This is a genomic window from Pantoea sp. SGAir0175, assembly GCF_043547855.1.
Genome location: NZ_CP028081.1, coordinates 3869466 through 3890559, shown reverse-complemented (window position 1 = coordinate 3890559; position 21094 = coordinate 3869466). Strand labels below are relative to the sequence as shown.

Below are 21094 nucleotides of genomic sequence, written 5' to 3'. Positions count from 1 at the left end.
TAATCTGCTAACCTGTTGCCTCAACTCACTTTCTGATTTCCTCCTTATGGCGCGTTTCTCTTTGCGGCAGCAGTGGGCGCTGCTGTTGACGGCTTCGCTGGTGCTGGGCTGCCTGCTCCAGCTATTGCACCTGCCGGCTGCACTGCTGCTCGGTCCGATGATTGTCGGTACCATTATGGGGCTGAGCGGCGCAACCGTGCGCATCGACAAACGGCTGTTCGTGCTGGCACAGGCGGTGCTGGGCTGCATGATCGGCCAGAGCCTGTCGCCTGCGATCCTCTCGCCGCTGCTCGATGACTGGCCGGTGGTGCTGGCGGTGCTGCTGCTGACGCTGGCGGCCAGCGGGCTGTCCGGTTTTCTGCTGGTGCGCTTTAGCTCGCTGCCGGGACCGACCGGCGCGTGGGGATCGTCGCCGGGCGGCGCGTCCGCAATGGTGGCGATGGCGGGCGATTTCGGCGCCGACGTGCGGCTGGTGGCGTTTATGCAATATCTGCGCGTACTGTTTGTTGCTACCGCCGCGGCCGTGGTGGCCCGCATCGGCCTCGGCAGCAGCGGTGCTGCCGCCCACATTGTCTGGCTGCCGCCGCTGCACAGTGGCTTCGTGCTAACGCTGCTGGTGATGGTGGCGGGTGCGTGGCTCGGGCAGAAACTGCGTATCCCGTCCGGCGCGCTGCTGCTGCCGGCACTGATGGGTGCCACGCTGCACGGAACGGGGGTCGCGACGCTGCAGGTGCCGGAGTGGCTGCTGGCACTGGCCTATGCGCTGATCGGCTGGAGCGTTGGCCTGCGCTTTACCCGGCCGATCTTTTTGCTGGCGCTGCGCACGCTGCCGCAAATGATCGCCTCGATTATCGGCCTGATGCTGTTGTGCGGGGGGCTGGCGTGGATGCTGACGCGCGTGCTGCACGTCGATCTGATGACCGCTTATCTGGCAACCAGCCCGGGCGGGCTGGATACGGTGGCGATTATTGCTGCTGGCAGCCGGGTCGATATTGCGTTTGTCATGGCGCTGCAGACGCTGCGTCTGTTTACCATTCTGCTTACCGGCCCGGCGATGGCCCGTTTTATCTCACGCTATGCGCACGCGCGTGCGGGCTGAAAACAGCAGCGCGTCCAGAATGAAGATCGCCAGCGCCAGCCAGATGAAGCCGAAGGTCACCATTTTATCCGGCGTCAGGCTCTCACCGTAAAACAGCACCGCCAGCAGGAACATCAGCGTCGGCCCGAGGTACTGAAAGAAACCGACCGTCGACAGGCGCAGGCGCGCGCAGGCGGCGGCAAACAGCATCAGCGGAATGGTGGTAATGATGCCGGCGGCGATCAGCTTGAGGTTCAGGCTGAGCGGATTGGCGCTGAGGTGGCTGGTGGCGCTGTCAGCAAAGCCAAACAGATAGATGGCCGCCAGCGGGAACAGCCACGCGGTTTCAATCAGCATACCGCTCTGTGCATCTACCTGAATCTTCTTGCGCACCAGTCCGTACAGCGCGAAGCTCAGCGCCAGGCCGAGGCCGATGACCGGCAGCGAACCGAACTGCCACAGCTGCACCAGCACGCCGGTGGCCGCCAGCAGCACCGCCAGCCACTGCAGACGGCGGAAGCGCTCACGCAGAAATAGCATGCCAAACACCACGTTAATCAGTGGGTTGATAAAGTAGCCGAGGCTGGCCTCCAGCATATGCTGATTATTCACCGCCCAGATAAACAGCAGCCAGTTGCCGCCGATGGTCAGTGCGGTCAGCGCCAGCAGCAGCACTTTTTTCGGCTGGGCCAGCACGCTGCGTACCTGACGCCAGCTGCGGCTCAGGGTAATCAGCCCCAGCATAAACAGGGCCGACCAAATCACACGGTGGGTCATAATTTCCGTCGGTGGCACTTCTTTGACCAGCTTGAAGTAGGCCGGCGCGATGCCCCAGATAAAGTAAGCGCCCAGCGCATAAAAAATGCCCTGACGCGTTTGTTGCGTATCCATCATCTATTCCAGAAAAGCGGCGAGTGTCGCAGGCCGCGTGAGATTACCCAATAAGATAGGTCGCAGTCGCAGTGGCGATGTAATCGCCCTGCTGATTGTGCAATTCGACGCGCGCTACCGCGACTTTATTCCCGGCGCGCAGCAGGCTGCTGGTGGCGACAAAGCGCTCGCCGCGGCCCGGGCGCAGGTAGTCGACGCGCATATCAATGGTGCCCATGCGCGACAGGCGCTGACGCAGCTCCTCTTCGCTGATGCTCTGCTGGCGCGACAGCGCATGGCTGACGCACACCAGCCCGGCGGCAACATCCAGCACTGAGGCAATCACGCCACCGTGCAGAATCTGCTGCGCGGCGTTACCCACCAGCATGGTTTTATTGGCAAAGCCGAGTTCGGCGTAATCGGCTTCAAGGCGATCCAGCTCAAGGCCCAGTGCCTGATTAAACGGCATGTGATAGACAAAAATTTCGCCAATCAGCCGGCGCGCTTCCTGCTGTGTCAGCATCGGGGATGACATTTTTCCTGCCTTAAGATGTTAAAGAATTGTGTATATTATGCCGCGTTCGCGCCGCTTTCCAGTTTCAGAAATCCGCGCTAATCAACCACCGGGTTTGCGTGTAGAATGGCGTGCTTTTTGAACCGTCGCCCGACGATAACTTTTGCAGCGCTCTGGAGAATTCTATGCGTAAGCAGTACGCCTTGCTGGCCGCGGCATTTATGGTTCCTGCGCTGGCGCAGGCCGATGAAGCCACCGTGAAAGAGGTTCATGACGCACCAGCAGTGAAGGGCAGTATTATCGCTAACCTGCTGGAAAAACACGATAACCCATTCGTGCTTTATCCCTATGAAAATAACTATCTGCTTTACACCTACACCAGCGACATGAATAAAGAGGCGATTTCCTCTTACAACTGGGCAGACAAAGCGAAAAAGGATGAAGTAAAATTCCAGCTCAGCCTGGCGTTTCCGCTGTGGCGCGGCATTTTGGGTGACAACTCGGTGCTGGCCGCGTCGTATACTCAGCGCTCCTGGTGGCAGCTGTCGAACCGGGGGGCTTCATCACCGTTTCGTGAAACCAACTATGAGCCGCAGATTTTTCTCGGCTGGGCCACCGACTATTCGCTGGGCGGCTGGACATTACGCGACGTCGAGCTGGGTCTGAATCATCAGTCAAATGGCCGCAGCGATCCCACGTCACGCAGCTGGAACCGCGCTTACGCCCGTCTGATGGCGGAGAATGGCAACTTCCTGGCGGAAATCAAACCCTGGTATCGTCTGCCGGAAAGTGCCAGCAACGACGATAACCCGGACATCACCAAATACATGGGCTACTACCGCGCGAAGCTGGGCTATATGCTCGGCGACAGCATTTTCAGCGTGGAAGGCAACTACAACTGGAATAGCGGCTACGGCGGTGCCACCTTCGCGTGGAGCTATCCGATTTCTGAACACGTGCGCTTTTACACGCAGCTGTTCAGCGGTTATGGTGAATCCCTTATTGACTATAACCATCGCCAGACGCGTCTTGGCGTCGGCGTAACGCTTAACGATCTGTTCTAACCAGTCAAAACAGGATTACCGTGGCAACATCGGCAGTGCTTAATCAGGAAATGCTGGCGCAGCAGGTATTACAGGATACCTTCGGCTATCAGCAGTTCCGTCCGGGTCAGCAAACCATCATCGAAACCGCGCTGTCAGGGCGCGACTGCCTGGTGGTGATGCCGACCGGCGGCGGCAAATCGCTGTGCTATCAAATCCCGGCGCTGGTGCGCGAAGGGCTGACGCTGGTGGTTTCGCCGCTGATTTCACTGATGAAAGATCAGGTTGATCAGCTGCTGGCGAACGGCGTGGCGGCGGCGTGCCTTAACTCGACGCAGACGCGTGAGCAGCAGCAGCAGGTGTTTGCGGACTGCCGCAGCGGCAAACTGCGGCTGCTGTACATCGCGCCGGAACGTCTGATGATGGATAACTTCCTCGACACCCTGCAGCACTGGAATCCGGTGATGCTGGCCGTCGATGAAGCGCACTGTATTTCGCAGTGGGGCCACGATTTTCGTCCGGAATATGGCGCGCTCGGTCAGCTGCGCCAGCGCATTCCGCAGCTGCCGGTGATGGCGCTGACCGCCACCGCCGATGAAGCCACGCGTAACGACATCGTGCATCTGCTGCAGATGCACGATCCGCTGATTCAGATCAGCAGTTTTGACCGTCCCAACATTCGCTACACGCTGGTGGAGAAGTTCAAGCCTACCGAGCAGCTGCTGCGCTATGTGCAGGATCAGCGCGGCAAAAGCGGCATCATCTACTGTAACAGCCGCGCCAAAGTGGAAGACACCGCTGCGCGTCTGCAGAGTCGCGGCATCAGCGTTGGCGCTTATCATGCCGGCATTGACAGCGAGCAGCGCGCACGCGTGCAGGAAGCCTTTCAGCGTGACGATTTGCAAATCGTGGTCGCGACCGTGGCGTTCGGCATGGGCATCAACAAGCCCAACGTGCGTTTTGTGGTGCACTTCGACATTCCGCGCAATATCGAATCCTACTATCAGGAGACCGGCCGCGCCGGGCGTGATGGCCTGCCGGCGGAAGCGATGATGCTGTACGACCCGGCTGACATGGCGTGGCTGCGTAAGTGTCTGGAAGAGAAAGCGCCCGGGCCGCTGCAGGATATTGAACGCCACAAACTCAACGCCATGGGCGCGTTTGCCGAGGCGCAAACCTGCCGTCGTCTGGTGCTGCTTAACTACTTTGGTGAAGGTCGCCAGCAGCCGTGCGGCAACTGCGATATCTGCCTCGATCCGCCGCGGCGCTATGACGGCCTGGTCGAAGCGCAAAAAGCGCTGTCGGGCATTTATCGTACCGGGCAGCGTTTTGGGATGAGCTATATTGTTGAAGTTTTGCGCGGCTCAACCAACCAGCGCATCCGCGATAACGGCCACGACAAACTGCCGGTTTACGGCCTCGGGCGCGAGCAGAGTCAGGAGCACTGGGTCAGCGTGCTGCGCCAGCTGATCCATCTGGGCATGGTGACGCAAAACATCGCCATGCACTCGGCGCTGCAGCTCACCGAGGCCGCGCGCCCGGTGCTGCGCGCTGAAGTGCCGCTGATGCTGGCGGTACCGCGCACCGTGACGGTGAAAAGCCGCAGCAGCGCGCCAAAAGTCTACGGCGGCAATTACGATCGCAAGCTATTCGCCAAGCTGCGTAAGCTGCGTAAAGCCATCGCCGACGAAGAGAATATTCCGCCTTACGTGGTGTTTAACGACGCCACGCTGATTGAAATGGCAGAACAAATGCCGGTCAGCGCTTCAGAGATGCTGAGCGTGAACGGGGTCGGTCATCGCAAACTGGAGCGCTTCGGTAAGCCGTTCCTGCTGATGATCAAAGAACATCTTGATGAAGAATAAGGGAAATAAACCATGCTGATGTTATTTGCCACCGTCGCGCTGGTGCATCTGGTTGCGCTGATGAGTCCGGGACCGGACTTCTTTTTTGTCTCACAGACCGCCGCCAGCCGCTCGCGCAAAGAAGCGATGATGGGCGTGCTCGGTATTACGCTGGGGATTGTGATTTGGGCCGGTGTCGCGCTGATGGGCCTGCATCTGATTCTGGAGAAAATGGCGTGGCTGCATGAAATCATCATGGTCGGTGGCGGGCTGTATCTGCTGTGGATGGGCTGGCAGCTGCTGCGCTCAGCGCGTCAGCGTCACAAGCAACCTCATACGGAAGCGCCGGTGGTTGAGCTGCCAAAGCGTGGCATGAGCTTCCTCAAAGGGTTTCTCACCAACCTGTCTAACCCGAAAGCCATCATCTACTTCGGCAGTGTGTTTTCACTGTTCGTGGGTAACGATGTGGGCGCGATTGAGCGCTGGGGCCTGTTCCTGCTGATCGTCGGTGAAACCTTTGCCTGGTTTACCCTGGTGGCGGCGATTTTTGCCCTGCCGTGGATGCGCGATAAGTATCAGCGGATGGCGAAGTGGGTGGACGGTATGGCGGGCGTGCTGTTTGCCGGGTTTGGTATTCACCTCATCATCTCCCGATAAGATCCCGAACCGTAGCGGCGCAATTATTTGCGCGTTTTAACTGGGCGCGATAAAGCGTGCCGCTACGATCAGTGCCAATCGTTACGCCATTTTACGTGCGCTGGCCAGCAGTGCGCCGACCGCCATAAACAAGCCACCAAACACCCGGTTCAGCAGCTTCATCTGCTTCGGACCTTTGATCCAGCCAGCGATGCGCGTCGCCAGCGTGGCGTAACCAATCATCACAATGATGTCGACCACGATGGTGGTCACGCCGAGCACCAGATACTGCATCAGCTGCGGCTGGTGCGGCACGATAAACTGCGGAAACAGCGCGGCGAGAAACACAATGCTCTTCGGATTGGTGAGATTCACCAGCAGCGCGCGCTGAAACAGACGACGACGCGGCATCGCTTTGGCCACCGCATTGAGATCGATTCCGCCCGCTGAGCGCCACTGCTGAATGCCAAGCCACACCAGATAGGCCGCGCCCGCCCATTTCAGTACCTCAAACGCCAGCACCGACTGCGAAAACAGCGCGCCCAGACCGGCGCCCACCAGCACAATATGCACGGCAAGACCCAGCTGTAATCCGGTAATTGAGGCTGCCGCACCGCGATAGCCGTGGCTGATGCCGGTGCTCATGGTGTTGATCGCGCCGGAACCGGGCGAGAGGCTGAGGATGGTCGTGGTTAACAGGTAGGTTAACCACCATTCAATGGTCATGGGTGACATTCCCTGAAGAGAGTGAAGTGTGACACAATACGCCAGAAAATCGCGCTGCGCTATTAAGTGCAGAGCCGCGTTTGACGTTTTTTCAGGGGGACGGATGCAGCAGCATAAACAGAGTTGGCTCGGACGTGAGCACGCTTTTTCAGCCTTTGCTACCGGTCCGCTGCTCGACTTCTGGCGTCAGCGTGAAGAGTGTGAATTCAGCGGCGTGGGCAATCTGACCATTCGCTATGTGCGCTTCACCTCACCGCAACACCGGCGTGTCATCCTGATTGTGCCCGGACGCATTGAAAGCTACATCAAATACCCCGAGCTGGCCTATGACCTGTTCCACTGCGGCTACGATGTGGTGATTATCGACCATCGCGGTCAGGGGCGTTCAGACCGGCTGCTGGCCGATTCGCATCGCGGTCACGTGGTGGAGTTCAGCGATTATGTCGACGATCTGGAAACGCTGTATCTGAAAGAGATGGTCAGCCATCACTATCAGCAGCGCTACGTGCTGGCGCACTCGATGGGCGGCGCAATTGTGGCGCTGTTTCTGGCGCGTCAGCCGCAGGCCTTCCACGCGGCGGTGTTTTGTGCGCCGATGTTTGGTATCGTGCTGCCGCTGCCGCCGTTTCTGGCGCACCGTATTCTCGACTGGGCGGAAAAGCTGCCCGCGCTGCGCGACGGCTACGCGCTGGGCACCGGACGCTGGCGCGCCAGCCCGTTTGGCATTAACCGGCTGACGCACAGTCGCGAACGTTATCGTCGCAATCTGCGTTTTTATGCCGACGATCCGGCGATTCGCGTCGGCGGCCCTACCTATCACTGGGTGCGGGAAGGGATTCAGGCCGGACGCCATATCCTTAATCAGGTGGCGCAGATTACGACACCGATTCTGCTGTTGCAGGCCAGTGAAGACGACGTGGTGGATAACCGCGCGCAGGATCTATTCTGTGAAGCCATGGCGGCAGCGGGACATGCGGTGGAAGGCTCCACGCCTTACATCATTCAGGGCGCGCGTCACGAGATCCTGTTTGAAACAGACGCCATGCGCGCCGAAGCGCTCAATGCGGTGGTCGACTTTTATCAGCGCCACCGTGACTAATATATTCTTAGACATCAATACCAGAGGCCTACATGTACCACATCGTTGCATCCGACCTGGATGGCACGCTGCTTTCTCCGCAACATCGTCTGACGCCGTTTGCCCGCACCACGCTACAGGAACTGGTGGCGCGCGATGTGCATTTTATTTTTGCCACCGGACGCCACTACATCGACGTCGGTCAGATGCGCGATAAGCTCGGCATTCCGGCGTATATGATCACCTCAAACGGCGCGCGCGTGCACAACGCCGACGGCGAACTGGTGTTCAGCCACAATCTGGACAGCGATATCGCCAGCGAGCTGTATGGCCTGAAGTATCACGATGAGAAAATCCTGACGCACGTTTACCGCGACGATGAGTGGCACATCAGCCGCCATAATCCGCAGGAAGCGGAGTTTTTCCAGGAATCGGTGTTCACCTATCAGGTGTATCAGCCCGGCATGCTGGCCACCGATGGCATCAGCAAAGTGTTCTTCACCTGCGACGATCCGGAGCATCTGGTTCCGCTGGAACAGGCGATTGAAGCGCGCTGGGGTGACCGGGTTAACGTCAGTTTCTCGCTGCCCACCTGTCTGGAAGTGATGGCTGGCGGCGTCTCGAAAGGGCACGCGCTGGAAGCGGTGGCGAAACAGCTTGGCTATTCGCTGAAAGAGTGCATCGCGTTTGGCGACGGCATGAATGATGTCGAGATGCTGAGTATGGCGGGCAAAGGCTGCATCATGCGTAACGCCCATCAGCGCCTGAAAGATACCCTGCCGACGCTGGAAGTGATTGGCAGCAACGCCGACGACGCGGTGCCGCAGACGCTGCGTAAATTATTCCTCGCCTGAATAAAACGGGCCGGTATGCACCGGCCCGCTCAGATTATGCCTGCTGCTGCTTGTGGCGATGCTCGCTGACCATGGTCAGCAGCAGTAACACCACCGCCAGCACCGATCCGACAATCATCACTAAGAAACCGCCGTCCCAGCCGAAGAAATCCACGGTGTAACCGACAATCGCACTGGCTGCCACCGATCCGCCGAGATAGCCGAACAGACCGGTAAAGCCTGCCGCAGTGCCGGCCGCTTTTTTCGGTGCCAGCTCCAGCGCGTGCAGACCAATCAGCATCACCGGACCGTAGATCAGGAAGCCAATGACGATCATGCAGATCATATCTATGCCCGGATTGCCCGGCGGGTTCAGCCAGTAAATGATGGTGGCGATGGTCACCAGCGTCATGAAAAATACCCCGGTGGCGCCGCGATTGCCGCGGAATACCTTGTCCGACATCCAGCCGCACAGCAGCGTGCCCGGAATCCCGGCGTATTCGTACAGGAAATAGGCCCACGAGGATTTATCCAGCGTGAAGTGCTTCACCTCTTTCAGATAGGTTGGTGACCAGTCGAGGATGCCGTAGCGCAGCAGATAAACGAACACGTTGGCCAGCGCGATGTACCACAGCAGCTTATTCGGCAGCACGTACTGCATGAAAATCTGCTTCGCCGTCAGCTCCTGTTCGTGGTTCTCGCTATAATCCGGCGGATAGTCATTCTTCCATGCCTCAATCGGCGGCAGACCGCACGACTGCGGCGTATCGCGCATCAGCGCAAAAGCGATGATGGCGACGAGGATGGCACCAAACGCCGGCATATAGAGCGCGGCTTTCCAGTCGTTAAACCACGCCATGCCGAGCAGGAACAGCAGCGGAGGAATGCCGCCACCCACGTTGTGCGCGCAGTTCCATACCGACACAATGCCGCCGCGCTCTTTCTGCGACCACCAGTGCACCATGGTGCGTCCGCACGGTGGCCAGCCCATGCCCTGGAACCAGCCACACAGAAACAGCAGCACGAACATCACCATGATGCTCGAGGTTGCCCACGGCACGAAGCCCATCACCAGCATCACGGCGGCGGCGAGAATCAGGCCGGCGGGCAAAAATACCCGCGGGTTGGAGCGATCTGAGACCGATCCCATGATGAATTTGGAAAAACCGTAGGCGATGGAGATGCCGGAGAGGGCAAAGCCAAGGTCGCCGCGGGAAAAGCCCTGTTCGACCAGGTAAGGCATCGCCAGCGCAAAGTTTTTGCGCACCAGATAATAGGCGGCGTAGCCAAAGAAAATGCCGAAGAAGATCTGCCAGCGCAGACGACGATAGAGCGGATCGACGCGATCGTCCGCCACCTGGGGCTGGTGTGGTGCAGGTTTAAAAATACTCAACATCAGAATGGCCCTCCAGGGCGCAATATAGTTATCGATTCCCAGCAGGTTGGGGCAAAAACAAAGTACGACAGCGAACAGAAAGCAACCTTTCCATTTCGCGCACAGAATAGTGATGGTTACGCGCAGTTACTGTGACGTGTGACACATATGTTACAGTTTTATGACAATAAAGAGCGATATAAACCAGTAAATGTTGGATTTCGCGCATTTGTGCCAGAGAAAACGGCGCGCCGCCTCATAAAAATCGCCGCCCGCCGGTTAACCCGCCATGCGGACGCGTGCCTGCTGACCGGGCAGCGAAGATGCGATCGTGTTTAATTTCATCACATGTCAACCAGATTGTCCCGCCAGCGCGCTGTAGTTTGTTTACACTAGCGCCAGTGTTGAACTTTAGGATGCATAACCGTGCTGTTGCTGATCGTTACCACCATTCTGTGGGCTTTTTCTTTTAGTTTAATCGGGGAGTATCTGGCGGGGCAGGTGGATACCTGGTTCTCGGTGCTGATGCGTTTAGGCCTGGCGGCGCTGGTCTTTCTGCCGTTTCTGCGCTGGCGCGGTTACCGCGCCTCAACGTTGCTGCTCTATATGCTGGTGGGCATGCTGCAATTAGGCATCATGTATCTGATCAGCTTCGAGGCTTATCTCTATCTCAGCGTGCCGGAATTCCTGCTGTTTACGGTGATGACGCCGCTGTATGTCACACTGATTTATGACCTGCTCAGCAAGCGCCCGCTGCGCATTGGCTATGCCTTTAGCGCGCTGCTGGCGGTGCTCGGTGCGGCCATTATCCGCTACGACAAAGTCAGCGATGATTTCTGGTTCGGACTGCTGCTGGTGCAGGCGGCCAACATCTGCTTTGCGATTGGCATGGTGGGCTATAAGCGCCTGCAGGAAGTCCGTCCGATGCCGCAGCACACCGCGTTCTCGTGGTTCTATCTCGGCGCAGTGCTGATCGCGGTGATCGCCTGGTGCATCTGGGGCAATCCGCACAAGCTGCCGACCACCACGCTGCAGTGGAGCGTGCTGGTGTGGCTGGGCGTGGTCGCATCCGGACTGGGTTACTTCATGTGGAACTACGGCGCGACCCAGGTCGATGCCGGGACGCTGGGCATTATGAACAACATGCACGTGCCGGCAGGATTACTGGTGAACCTGGCGATCTGGCAGGAGAAGCCGCACTGGCCAAGCTTTATCGCCGGGGCGATAGTGATTTTTGCGTCCCTGTACGTGCATAAACGCTGGGTACTGGGACACACGGCCAAAAGCGGCAGTTCAGGCGCTTAGCTTTTTTTCGCGGGTGTCGATGGCCGCTGAATCAGCGTTAAACCTTTCAGGAAGTTACGCAGAATCTGGTCACCGCACTCGCGATAATTTTTATGATCCGGGTTGCGGAAAATCGCGCCGATTTCAGCCTGTGACACCTTGAAGTTAGCCTTCAATAAGATATCCGGGATATCGGTGGTTTTCAGCGCGAAGGCGATGCGTAACTTCTTGAGAAAGATATTATTGTTCATGCGGCGCTCAACCGACGGGGCCGGCGCGTCTTCGCTTTTGCCGCGACGGTAGAAAATCAGACCGTTGAGGAAGTAACCCATCAGCACATCCGGCAGTTTACGAAACGCCTCATCGTCATCTTTCTTCAGCCACGCCTGCACATCTTCACGCGGTACTTCACTGCCCGCCAGCGCAAAAATCTCCACCACTTTGCTGTCGCTCAAATCCAGCATATAGCGCACGCTGCGCAGCACATCGTTATTGGTCATGGTGAAACTCTCCGGTAGCGGTTAAGGCGGCGCATTATAGAGCAGGCAGGGCGGGGATAACAGCACGGGCGACATTGGCCGCCCGCGGCATCAGGACGAGACCGGCTGCAGGGAACCGGGGCGCGAGGCATCGCGCACGTAAGGCAGGTGCTCGCAGGCGTGCTGACGGGCAAAGCGCACAAAGGCCTCCAGCACCGGCTGCCGCTGCTCGCCGTCGCGCATCGCCGCGTATAAACGGCTCCACAATCCGTCGCCCAGCGTGCGCGTCACCACCAGCCCCTGGTGCTCAAAGCTCTCTACCACCCAGTGCGGCAGCGCGGCAATGCCCATGCCGGCCGACACCATCTGGATCAGCAGCAGCGTATTATCCACGCTCTTCAGCGCCGGGCTGACGCCGGCTGGCTGTAAGAAGTTACGCCACACGTCCAGCCGCTGACGCTGTACCGGATAGATCATCAGCACCTCATCGGCCAAATCTTCCGGCGTGATGTGAGCCAGTTGCGCCAGACGGTGATCCGGCGCCAGCACCAGCCGCACCTCAAAATCAAACATCGGCGCATAGAACAAACCGCTGCGCGGCAGAATATCGGACGTCAGCACCACGTCCAGTTCGCCCTGCTGCAGCGCCGGCTGCGGATCAAAGGTCACGCCGGATTTGAAGTCCATCACTACCTGCGGCCAGCTCTGACGGAAATTGTTCAGGGCCGGCGTCAGCCACTGGATGCAGCTGTGGCATTCGATAGCGATGCGCAACGTGGTCTGATGCGGCTCATGACAGGCCTGCAGCGCCTGCTGGATCTGCGGCAGAATCTGCTCCGCCAGCTGCAACAGAATCTCTCCCTGCGGCGTAAAACGGAGCGGCTGGCTCTTACGCACGAACAGCCGAAAGCCCAGCCGCTGTTCCAGGTCGCTGAACTGGTGAGACAACGCCGATTGCGTCTGATGAAGCTGGGCGGCGGCGGCAGCCAGCGAGCCGGTGTGCCGTAACGCCTGCAGCGTCCGCAGGTGTTTGAGTTCGATCATGAGAGTCCTTCACATCGAGATTGAACAAATTGCGCTTGAGACACATACAGTACCCGCAGATTATAGCGGTGTAAACATCTGGACGGCTAAACATCTCAGTCAGACGCGACGGCCACTTTACCTTTGTCCAGCTAACACGCTCAGCGCACGGCAGGATTGCCCGCTGGATGAACGTAAATCGGTTGCTGCGACTGTCGCACAGCGAACAACTTCTGGAGAATCTCACATGACCATTCTGAACCATACTCTCGGTTTCCCTCGCGTCGGACTGCGCCGCGAACTGAAAAAAGCGCAGGAAAGCTACTGGGCCGGGAACAGCTCACAGGACGAACTGCTGGCGGTGGGTCGTGAACTGCGCGCCCGTCACTGGCAGCAGCAGAAAGACGCCGGTGTTGATCTGCTGCCGGTCGGCGATTTTGCCTGGTACGATCACGTGCTGACCACCAGTCTGCTGCTCGGTAACGTACCGGCACGGCACCAGAATAAAGACGGCTCGATTGACCTCGACACCCTGTTCCGTATCGGTCGCGGTCGGGCGCCCAGCGGCGAGCCCGCGGCGGCGGCGGAGATGACCAAATGGTTTAACACCAACTATCACTACATCGTGCCGGAATTTACCCAGGGTCAGCAGTTCCGTCTCAGCTGGACGCAACTGCTGGACGAGGTGGATGAAGCGCTGGCGCTCGGCCACACCATCAAACCGGTGCTACTGGGGCCGGTGACCTATTTGTGGCTGGGTAAGGTGAAAGGTGACGCCTTTGACCGCCTGTCGCTGCTGCAGGCCATTCTGCCGGTGTACCGTCAGGTGCTGGCTGAACTGCATCAGCGCGGCATCGAATGGGTGCAGATTGATGAGCCGGCGCTGGCGCTGGAACTGCCGCAGGCGTGGCGCGAGGCGTTTAAACCGGCGTACGATGCGCTACAGGGCGAAGTGAAACTGCTGCTGACCACCTACTTTGACAGCATTGGTCAGAATCTTGATGTCATCAAAACGCTGCCGGTGCAGGGCCTGCACGTGGACCTGGTGCACGGCAAAGACGATCTTCAGCAGCTCAACCAGCAGATCCCGGCGGACTGGCTGCTGTCGCTGGGGGTGATCAATGGCCGTAACGTCTGGCGCGCCGATCTCACCCGCTGGTTTGAGCGCCTGCAGCCGCTGACCGGCCAGCGTCAGCAGCTGTGGATCGGTTCCTCCTGTTCGCTGCTGCACAGCCCCATTGATCTGAGCGTGGAAACCCGCCTCGACGACGAGGTCAAAAGCTGGTTCGCCTTTGCGTTACAGAAGTGCACGGAGCTGTCGCTGCTGAGTCAGGCGCTGAACCAGCACGATGCCGCTGCGCTGCACGCCTGGAGCGCGCCGATTCGCGCTCGGGCAAATTCTGCTCGCGTGCACAACCCCGCCGTGGCGCAGCGTCTGGCGCAAATCCAGGCCAGAGACACTGAGCGCAACAGCAGCTACACCGTGCGTGCTCAGGCGCAGCGTCAGCGCTTTAACCTGCCAGCGTGGCCCACCACCACCATCGGTTCTTTCCCGCAGACCACCGAGATTCGCGGCCTGCGCCTCGACTTCAAAAAAGGCAACATTGACGGCGGCCACTACCGCACCGGTATCGCGGAACACATCCGGCAGGCGATTGCGGAGCAGGAGCGTCTGGGGCTCGACGTGCTGGTGCATGGCGAAGCCGAGCGTAACGACATGGTGGAGTACTTCGGCGAAAACCTCGACGGCTTTGTTTTCACGCAGAACGGCTGGGTACAGAGCTACGGCTCGCGCTGTGTTAAGCCGCCGGTGATCATCGGGGACGTCAGCCGCCCGCAGCCGATCACCGTCGAGTGGGCAAAGTATGCGCAGTCGCTGACCGACAAACCGGTGAAGGGCATGCTGACCGGACCGGTCACCATCCTGTGCTGGTCGTTCCCGCGGGAAGACGTGACGCGCGAAACCATCGCAAAACAGATTGCGCTGGCGCTGCGCGACGAAGTGCAGGACCTGGAAAAAGCCGGTATCGGCATCATTCAGATTGACGAACCGGCGCTGCGTGAAGGCTTGCCGCTGCATCAGTCTGACTGGGCAGCCTACCTGCGCTGGGCGGTGGACGCGTTCCGCCTCAACGCTGCAGTGGCGCAGGACGAGACGCAGATTCACACCCACATGTGTTATTGCGAGTTCAACGACATCATGGATTCGATCGCCGCGCTGGACGCCGACGTGATCACTATCGAAACCTCACGTTCTGATATGGATCTGCTGGATGCGTTTAAAGCGTTTGAATATCCCAATGAAATCGGGCCGGGCGTGTATGACATCCACTCTCCCAACGTACCGAGCGTGGAGTGGATGGAAGATCTGCTGCGCAAAGCGGCGCAGAGTATTCCGCAGCAGCGCCTGTGGGTGAACCCGGACTGTGGCCTGAAAACGCGCGGCTGGAGTGAAACGCGTCAGGCGCTGGCCAACATGGTGAAAGCGGCGCAGAAGCTGCGCGCCGAAACCGTTTGATGGCAGGATAATACGTTGTGTTGTTGAGTTGGGGCGCGCTGGCGCCCCTTTTTTATTCCGCGTTCGGCGCGACGCCATACTGCTTAAACCACGCCAGCATGCGCTGCCAGCCATCCTGTGCGGAATCGGCGTGGTAGCTCGGACGATAGTCGGCGTTGAAGGCGTGGCCAGCTTCCGGATACACCACAATCTCGGCTTTGGCATTGGCCGCGTGCAGGGCCTGGCGCATCTTATCGATACTCTCCAGTGGAATGCTTTCATCCTGGCCGCCGTACAGGCCCAGCACCGGTGCATTCAAATCCACTGCAATATCAATAGGATGTTTCTGCTGCTTCAGCGTTTTCTCGCCCTCCAGACGACCGTACCAGGCGGCGGCGGCGCGCACCTGCGGATTATGAGCGGCAAACAACCAGCTGATGCGACCGCCCCAGCAGAAACCGGTGATCGCCAGACGACGGATATCGCCGCCGTGGCGCGCCGCCCAGTTGGCCACGTGGTCGAGATCCGACAGTACCTGCGAATCCGGCACTTTGCTCACCAGCTCTTTGAACAGGGTGGGGATATCGTTGTAATCGTTGGGATCGCCTTCGCGGAAATAGAGCTCCGGCGCCACGGCGAGATAGCCTTCCAGTGCCAGACGGCGGCACAGATCGCGGATGTGCTCGTGCACGCCGAAAATTTCCTGCACCACCAGCACGACCGGCAGCGTGCCGCTAAACTGTTGCGGACGAGCATAATAAGCCGGCAGGTTCTCACCCTGGCTCGGCACGGACGTCTCGCCCGCGTGAATGGCATCGCTGGCGGTAATGATGGTGCTGGCTGCGGTGGGCTGCACCGCTAGCGCAAAGCCGTCGGTGGCGGATTTTTGTGCCATATTGTCTTCGGTTTTCATGGTTCTCTCCGTGCTAGCAAGTGCGCAATCACGTAACTATAGCCTGGCCTTACGGCAAGGCTGGCGTAGGGTACGAGGGATGGTTAACCTGATCTGCTTCTCTATTAACACTGCCTTTTACGGTTACACAGCACCGCTTGTAGCAATTCAGCGCAGCAGACCGCTAATATGTGATTAGAGTCACACAATATTTTTAGTTCAATGTAACTTTCATTATTGATAGTGAATTCAGTCACATATTTATCCGGGCCGCTGACGTAAAGTGGCGCGCTTATTCCCCCTTATCTTCCAGGAGTCTGATATGGCCCAGTCTGACGTTTTCCACCTTGGCATCACCAAAGCCGATTTGAAAGGAGCCACGCTGGCGATTGTTCCTGGCGATCCGGAGCGCGTGAAGAAAATCGCGGCGCTGATGGAGAATCCTCAGCACCTCGCGTCGCACCGTGAATTCACCACCTGGCTGGCGGAGATCGACGGCAAACCGGTGGTTGTCTGTTCCACCGGTATTGGCGGTCCGTCCACCTCTATCGCCGTTGAAGAGCTGGCGCAGCTGGGCGTGCGTACCTTCCTGCGTGTGGGTACCACCGGCGCGATTCAGCCACACATCAACGTGGGTGATGTGCTGGTGACCACCGCCTCGGTCCGTCTGGACGGTGCCAGCCTGCACTTTGCGCCGATGGAATTCCCGGCGGTGGCTGACTTCGCCTGTACCACCGCGCTGGTGGCCGCGGCAGAAGCCTGCGGTGCGACCACGCATATTGGTGTCACCGCCTCGTCAGACACCTTCTATCCTGGCCAGGAGCGCTACGACACCTTCTCCGGACGCGTGGTGAGCCGCTTCCAGGGCTCGATGAAAGAGTGGCAGCAAATGGGCGTGCTTAACTATGAGATGGAATCCGCTACACTGTTAACCATGTGCGCCAGTCAGGGACTGCGTGCCGGCATGGTGGCTGGCGTCATCGTGAATCGCACGCAAAAAGAGATCCCGGATGCGGCCACTATGAAGCAGACAGAAAGCGATGCGGTGAAAATTGTGGTGGATGCCGCGCGTCGTTTACTTTAGCGCGCCAGTCAGGGAATGATTTCGAGACCAGGCTTATAGGGAGCTCAGCAATTGCCTGATTAGAATGCGCGCAATTTCAGTCGATTCTGAGAAATTTCCTATGCGCAAAACGATCTCTGTCCCACGTCCGGGTTTTACCAGCCGCCCTGCTGCAATGCAGGCCCGCGTTGAGAGTGCCGCCGCGCGCTTTCGTCAGGCAATGGCCGCGTCAGATTATCCTCTGGCGCGCCAGTGCTGCGAAGAAGTGCTGCGCGTCATGCCTAACCAGATGCAGGTGCTCAGCGACTACGCGCTGACGCTGATGCGCGTCGGCGAACATAAAAAATCCTACAAGATTTACCAGAAAATCTATCAGGCACCGGCGGCGCAGCGCGCGCAGGCGTCGGAAACCTGGCTGGATGGCCTGACGGAAGTGTGTGGCTGGCTGGATAAGACAGATGAAGTGGCGCGTTATGGCCTCGAATCGCTCACCCAATCTGACATGCGTTTCAGTCAGGGCGCGAAAGCGACTTTTCCCGCACCGGCGCCTGCGCCGATTAACCGCAGCAATCCGGCAGAAAATATCATCTCCTTCAGCCTGTACGGCGGTCAGCCGCGCTACTGCGAAACCCTGATTAAAAACGTTGAGGTGGCGCGCGAGCTCTATCCGGACTGGATGTGCCGCATCTATCTCGACGATAGCGTGCCGCAGCACGTGTGGCAGCGCCTGACCCAGCCAAACACCCAGCTGGTGGATATGTCGCAGGAGAAAACCATTTTCCCTACGCTGTGGCGCTTTCTGGTGATGGACGATGCCAGCGTAAAACGCTACATCGTGCGGGATGCGGATTCGCTGCTGTCAGAGCGCGAAGTGGCAGCCGTCGACGCCTGGCTGGCTTCGCCATTCTGGTTCCACCACATGCGCGATTATTACTCGCACACCGAGCTGTTACTGGCCGGCATGTGGGGCGGCTGTCACGGCGTGTTTCACAACTTGGAACAGCAGATGCGCGACTTTATCGCGCAGTATGACGGCAGCGAGCGCTTTACCGACCAGTACTTCCTCAAGGTAGCGCTGTGGCCTACGGTACGCGACAGCATCCTCAATCACGACGATATCTTTCACTTCCACCACGCGCAGCCGTGGCCGGCGCATGCGCCGATTCGCTGGCAGACCGACAGCTTCCACGTCGGCAGCAACGCCGGTTTCGCCAGCATGGCCGGCAAAGTGACCAACGCCGAAAATGGCCAGCAGCAGGTGGAGCTGACTTACGGCGGCAACAGCTGGTGCTATCCGGCGAAGGTGAAAAGCGACAGTGAATGGGTGCTGCCGATGCCGTTTTTCCTGATTGACGCCTGGAAAGCGGGCGACCTGACCGTGCGCGCCCTGTAGTTGCCCGGACGGTGCCCATCGCGCCCGCGATAAAATCCGCGGGTTGCCATGAATGTTCTGGACATTCATACAGTGGCGCTCTACCTTCTCCTCAGCGAGACGATCCGCGGGGGGATTATGGATCAGCAACTTATCATCAGCGGCGCGCTGGCGCTGGCCGGTTTGGGCATTGGCTGGATTATTGCCCAGCTGCGCGCCGGCCATCAGCACGCCAGCTTCACCACCGAACGCCGCCTGCTGGAACAGGCGCAGCAGCGTCAGCAGCAGCAGCTGGAACAGCTGCAACAGCAACTGCAGCAGCGCGAACAGGAGTTGCGCCAGCTACACGGCACGCTAAGCGGCGCGCAGGAGCGCCTGCAGCAGCTGGATTACTGGCGGGCCGAGAGTGAACAGCTCAGCCGCGAGCTGCGTAATCAGCTGGAAGTTAACAGCGCGCAGGAAGCCGAACTTCGGGAAGTCACCATTCGATTAGAAGAGACGCGTTTCGCCGCTGAGGAGAAGCAGCGTCTGCTGACCAACAGCGAACAGCGCCTGAGTGCGCAGTTTGAAAACCTCGCCAACCGAATCTTCGAAAACAGCGGAAAACGCGTCGACGAGCAGAACCGGCAGAGCCTCAACAGCCTGATCGGCCCGCTGCGCGAACAGCTGGATGGCTTCCGCCGCCAGGTCAACGATAGCTTCGGCCAGGAAGCGCGTGAACGCCACACACTGGCGCATGAGATTCGTCAGCTGCAGCAGCTCAACGCGCAGATGGCGCAGGAAGCGATCAACCTCACCAAAGCGCTGAAGGGCGACAATAAAATTCAGGGCAACTGGGGCGAAGTGGTGCTCAGCCGGGTGCTGGAGGCGTCGGGCCTGCGCGAAGGCTACGAGTTCCAGACCCAGGTCAGTGTGCAGCTGGAGCAGCAGGGCCGTATGCAACCGGATGTGATTGTGCGTCTGCCGCAGGGTAAAGATGTGGTAATTGACGCCAAAATGACGCTGATTGCCTATGAGCGCTACTTCAACGCCGACGATGAGCTGACGCGCGAGCAGGCGATTCAGGAGCACATCAACGCGGTGCGCGGCCATATCCGGCTGCTGGGGCGTAAAGATTATCAACAATTGCCCGGTTTACGCTCGCTGGATTATGTGCTGATGTTTATTCCGGTCGAACCGGCGTTTCTGCTGGCGATCGACCGCCAGCCGGAGCTGATCAGCGAAGCGCTGCAGCAAAACATTATGCTGGTCAGCCCGACCACGCTGCTGGTGGCGCTGCGCACCATTAATAATCTGTGGCGCTATGAGCATCAGAGCCGTAATGCCCAGCGCATCGCCGACCGCGCTGCGCGCTTGTACGACAAGATGCGGCTGTTTGTCGATGACATGAGCGGCATCGGGCATAGCCTCGACAAAGCGCAGCAGAGTTATCAGCTGGCGATGAAAAAGCTGGCGCAGGGGCGCGGCAACCTGATCGCCCAGAGCGAGTCGTTTCGTGCGCTTGGCGTAGAGATCAAACGGCCCATCAACCCGCAACTGGCAGAGCAGGCGCAGCCCGACGCGGCGGATGATACATGGGCCGATGACAGCGAGCCCGCTGAAAATGCGGCAGATTCTTCCGCCGCATCCCTGCGCCGCATCAACGAATAACACGCCGGTGGCGTGCTCGGATCGCCCGACTCTGATACACTTCGGGAAGTATTGTTTGTGGAACAGGTAAAACCGATGGCAGATGAATCACAGCAGGAAACTACCCATTTTGGCTTTCAGACCGTCGCCAAAAGTGAAAAGGCCGATAAAGTCGCGGACGTGTTTCACTCCGTCGCGGCGAAATATGACCTGATGAACGATCTGATGTCGTTCGGCATCCATCGCGTCTGGAAGCGTTTTACCATCGACAGCAGCGGCGTGCGCCGCGGTCAGCGTGTCCTGGATCTGGCCGGCGGTACCGGCGATCTGACGGCAAAATTCTCGCGCCTGGTCGGTGAAACCGGTCAGGTGGTGCTGGCGGACATCAACAGCTCAATGCTGAAGATGGGACGCGAAAAGCTGCGCAATCTCGGCGTAACCGGCAACGTCAGCTACGTGCAGGCTAACGCAGAAGCGCTGCCGTTCCCGGATAACTATTTCGACTGCATCACCATCTCCTTCGGCCTGCGTAACGTGACCGAAAAAGAGAAGGCGCTGGCGTCGATGTTCCGCGTGCTCAAGCCGGGCGGCCGTCTGCTGGTGCTGGAGTTCTCTAAACCGGTTTTCGATCCGCTGAGCAAAGCCTACGACACTTACTCTTTCCACATTCTGCCGCGCATCGGCCAGCTGGTGGCAAAAGACGCGGAGAGCTATCGCTACCTGGCGGAGTCGATTCGTATGCATCCGGATCAGGAAACCCTGAAGGCGATGATGAACGACGCTGGCTTTGAAAATACCAGCTACTACAACATGACCGGCGGCATTGTGGCGCTGCATCGTGGCTTTAAGTTCTGATTA

The 21094-nt window shown here is 58.9% G+C and carries 19 protein-coding genes; 12 read left to right on the top strand and 7 right to left on the bottom strand.

Annotated features, from left to right (window positions below):
• Window positions 1-46 precede the first annotated feature (46 nt).
• Window positions 47-1099 carry an AbrB family transcriptional regulator gene (locus tag C1N56_RS18180; RefSeq protein ID WP_058775517.1) on the top strand — a complete coding sequence of 351 codons (1053 nt, stop codon included), beginning with the start codon at window positions 47-49 and terminating at the stop codon, window positions 1097-1099.
• Here C1N56_RS18180 and rarD read toward each other — a convergent pair.
• Together rarD and C1N56_RS18170 are read right to left on the bottom strand one after the other, a co-directional pair.
• Entirely contained in the window at window positions 1070-1969 is a 900-nt protein-coding gene (gene rarD / locus C1N56_RS18175; RefSeq protein ID WP_021506967.1) for an EamA family transporter RarD, read from the bottom strand. The genes C1N56_RS18180 and rarD overlap by 30 nt on opposite strands.
• 43 nt (window positions 1970-2012) lie before the next feature.
• On the bottom strand, window positions 2013-2483 hold the full coding sequence (locus C1N56_RS18170; RefSeq protein ID WP_031279610.1) for a thioesterase family protein: 471 nt from the start codon (window positions 2481-2483) through the stop codon (window positions 2013-2015).
• Between the two features lie 164 nt (window positions 2484-2647).
• Here C1N56_RS18170 and pldA point away from each other — a divergent pair, with 164 nt between their 5' ends.
• The 3 genes from pldA to rhtC are packed head-to-tail and all read left to right on the top strand — an operon-like array spanning window position 2648 to window position 6006.
• Window positions 2648-3526: a phospholipase A gene (gene pldA, locus C1N56_RS18165; protein WP_021506965.1), complete on the top strand. Its 879-nt coding sequence runs from the start codon at window positions 2648-2650 to the stop codon at window positions 3524-3526.
• Window positions 3527-3546: 20 nt separating this feature from the next.
• Window positions 3547-5370, top strand: a complete 1824-nt coding sequence (recQ, locus tag C1N56_RS18160) for an ATP-dependent DNA helicase RecQ (RefSeq protein WP_058758115.1) — start codon at window positions 3547-3549, stop codon at window positions 5368-5370.
• 12 nt (window positions 5371-5382) lie between these two features.
• A complete protein-coding gene (gene rhtC, locus C1N56_RS18155) occupies window positions 5383-6006 on the top strand; it encodes a threonine export protein RhtC (RefSeq protein ID WP_021506963.1) in 624 nt (207 codons plus the stop codon).
• 81 nt (window positions 6007-6087) lie between these two features.
• Here rhtC and rhtB read toward each other — a convergent pair whose 3' ends face one another.
• A complete protein-coding gene (gene rhtB / locus C1N56_RS18150) occupies window positions 6088-6711 on the bottom strand; it encodes a homoserine/homoserine lactone efflux protein (RefSeq protein WP_021506962.1) in 624 nt (207 codons plus the stop codon).
• A 103-nt stretch (window positions 6712-6814) separates the two neighbouring features.
• On the opposite strand from rhtB, the gene pldB reads away from it, so the two are divergent.
• A complete protein-coding gene (gene pldB / locus C1N56_RS18145; protein ID WP_166712315.1) occupies window positions 6815-7810 on the top strand; it encodes a lysophospholipase L2 in 996 nt (331 codons plus the stop codon).
• Window positions 7811-7842: 32 nt separating this feature from the next.
• Window positions 7843-8643, top strand: a complete 801-nt coding sequence (gene yigL, locus C1N56_RS18140) for a sugar/pyridoxal phosphate phosphatase YigL (RefSeq protein ID WP_058758117.1) — start codon at window positions 7843-7845, stop codon at window positions 8641-8643.
• 34 nt (window positions 8644-8677) lie between these two features.
• Here the strand turns inward: yigL and glpT are convergent, their stop codons facing one another.
• On the bottom strand, window positions 8678-10018 hold the full coding sequence (glpT, locus tag C1N56_RS18135) for a glycerol-3-phosphate transporter (protein WP_021506959.1): 1341 nt from the start codon (window positions 10016-10018) through the stop codon (window positions 8678-8680).
• A gap of 405 nt (window positions 10019-10423) precedes the next feature.
• Between glpT and C1N56_RS18130 the strand changes: the two genes are divergently transcribed.
• Window positions 10424-11302, top strand: coding sequence for a carboxylate/amino acid/amine transporter (locus C1N56_RS18130; RefSeq protein ID WP_394516941.1), 879 nt, complete (start codon window positions 10424-10426; stop codon window positions 11300-11302).
• Here C1N56_RS18130 and C1N56_RS18125 read toward each other — a convergent pair.
• Window positions 11299-11781, bottom strand: coding sequence for a YehS family protein (locus C1N56_RS18125; RefSeq protein ID WP_021506956.1), 483 nt, complete (start codon window positions 11779-11781; stop codon window positions 11299-11301). The genes C1N56_RS18130 and C1N56_RS18125 overlap by 4 nt on opposite strands.
• Window positions 11782-11871: 90 nt before the next feature.
• Window positions 11872-12804, bottom strand: coding sequence for an HTH-type transcriptional regulator MetR (metR, locus tag C1N56_RS18120; protein WP_021506955.1), 933 nt, complete (start codon window positions 12802-12804; stop codon window positions 11872-11874).
• A gap of 226 nt (window positions 12805-13030) precedes the next feature.
• On the opposite strand from metR, the gene metE reads away from it, so the two are divergent.
• Window positions 13031-15301, top strand: coding sequence for a 5-methyltetrahydropteroyltriglutamate--homocysteine S-methyltransferase (gene metE, locus C1N56_RS18115; protein WP_104094217.1), 2271 nt, complete (start codon window positions 13031-13033; stop codon window positions 15299-15301).
• Between the two features lie 52 nt (window positions 15302-15353).
• Here metE and C1N56_RS18110 read toward each other — a convergent pair whose 3' ends face one another.
• Window positions 15354-16193 carry a dienelactone hydrolase family protein gene (locus C1N56_RS18110; protein ID WP_394516940.1) on the bottom strand — a complete coding sequence of 280 codons (840 nt, stop codon included), beginning with the start codon at window positions 16191-16193 and terminating at the stop codon, window positions 15354-15356.
• A 301-nt stretch (window positions 16194-16494) separates the two neighbouring features.
• Here C1N56_RS18110 and udp point away from each other — a divergent pair, with 301 nt between their 5' ends.
• The 4 genes from udp to ubiE all read left to right on the top strand — a co-directional run bounded on the left by udp (window position 16495) and on the right by ubiE (window position 21091).
• A complete protein-coding gene (gene udp, locus C1N56_RS18105; RefSeq protein WP_021506952.1) occupies window positions 16495-17256 on the top strand; it encodes a uridine phosphorylase in 762 nt (253 codons plus the stop codon).
• A 100-nt stretch (window positions 17257-17356) separates the two neighbouring features.
• Window positions 17357-18628, top strand: a complete 1272-nt coding sequence (locus tag C1N56_RS18100) for a tetratricopeptide repeat protein (protein WP_260641718.1) — start codon at window positions 17357-17359, stop codon at window positions 18626-18628.
• 117 nt (window positions 18629-18745) lie between these two features.
• A complete protein-coding gene (rmuC, locus tag C1N56_RS18095) occupies window positions 18746-20257 on the top strand; it encodes a DNA recombination protein RmuC (RefSeq protein ID WP_394516939.1) in 1512 nt (503 codons plus the stop codon).
• Window positions 20258-20332: 75 nt separating this feature from the next.
• Entirely contained in the window at window positions 20333-21091 is a 759-nt protein-coding gene (gene ubiE / locus C1N56_RS18090) for a bifunctional demethylmenaquinone methyltransferase/2-methoxy-6-polyprenyl-1,4-benzoquinol methylase UbiE (protein WP_021506949.1), read from the top strand.
• Window positions 21092-21094 lie beyond the last annotated feature (3 nt).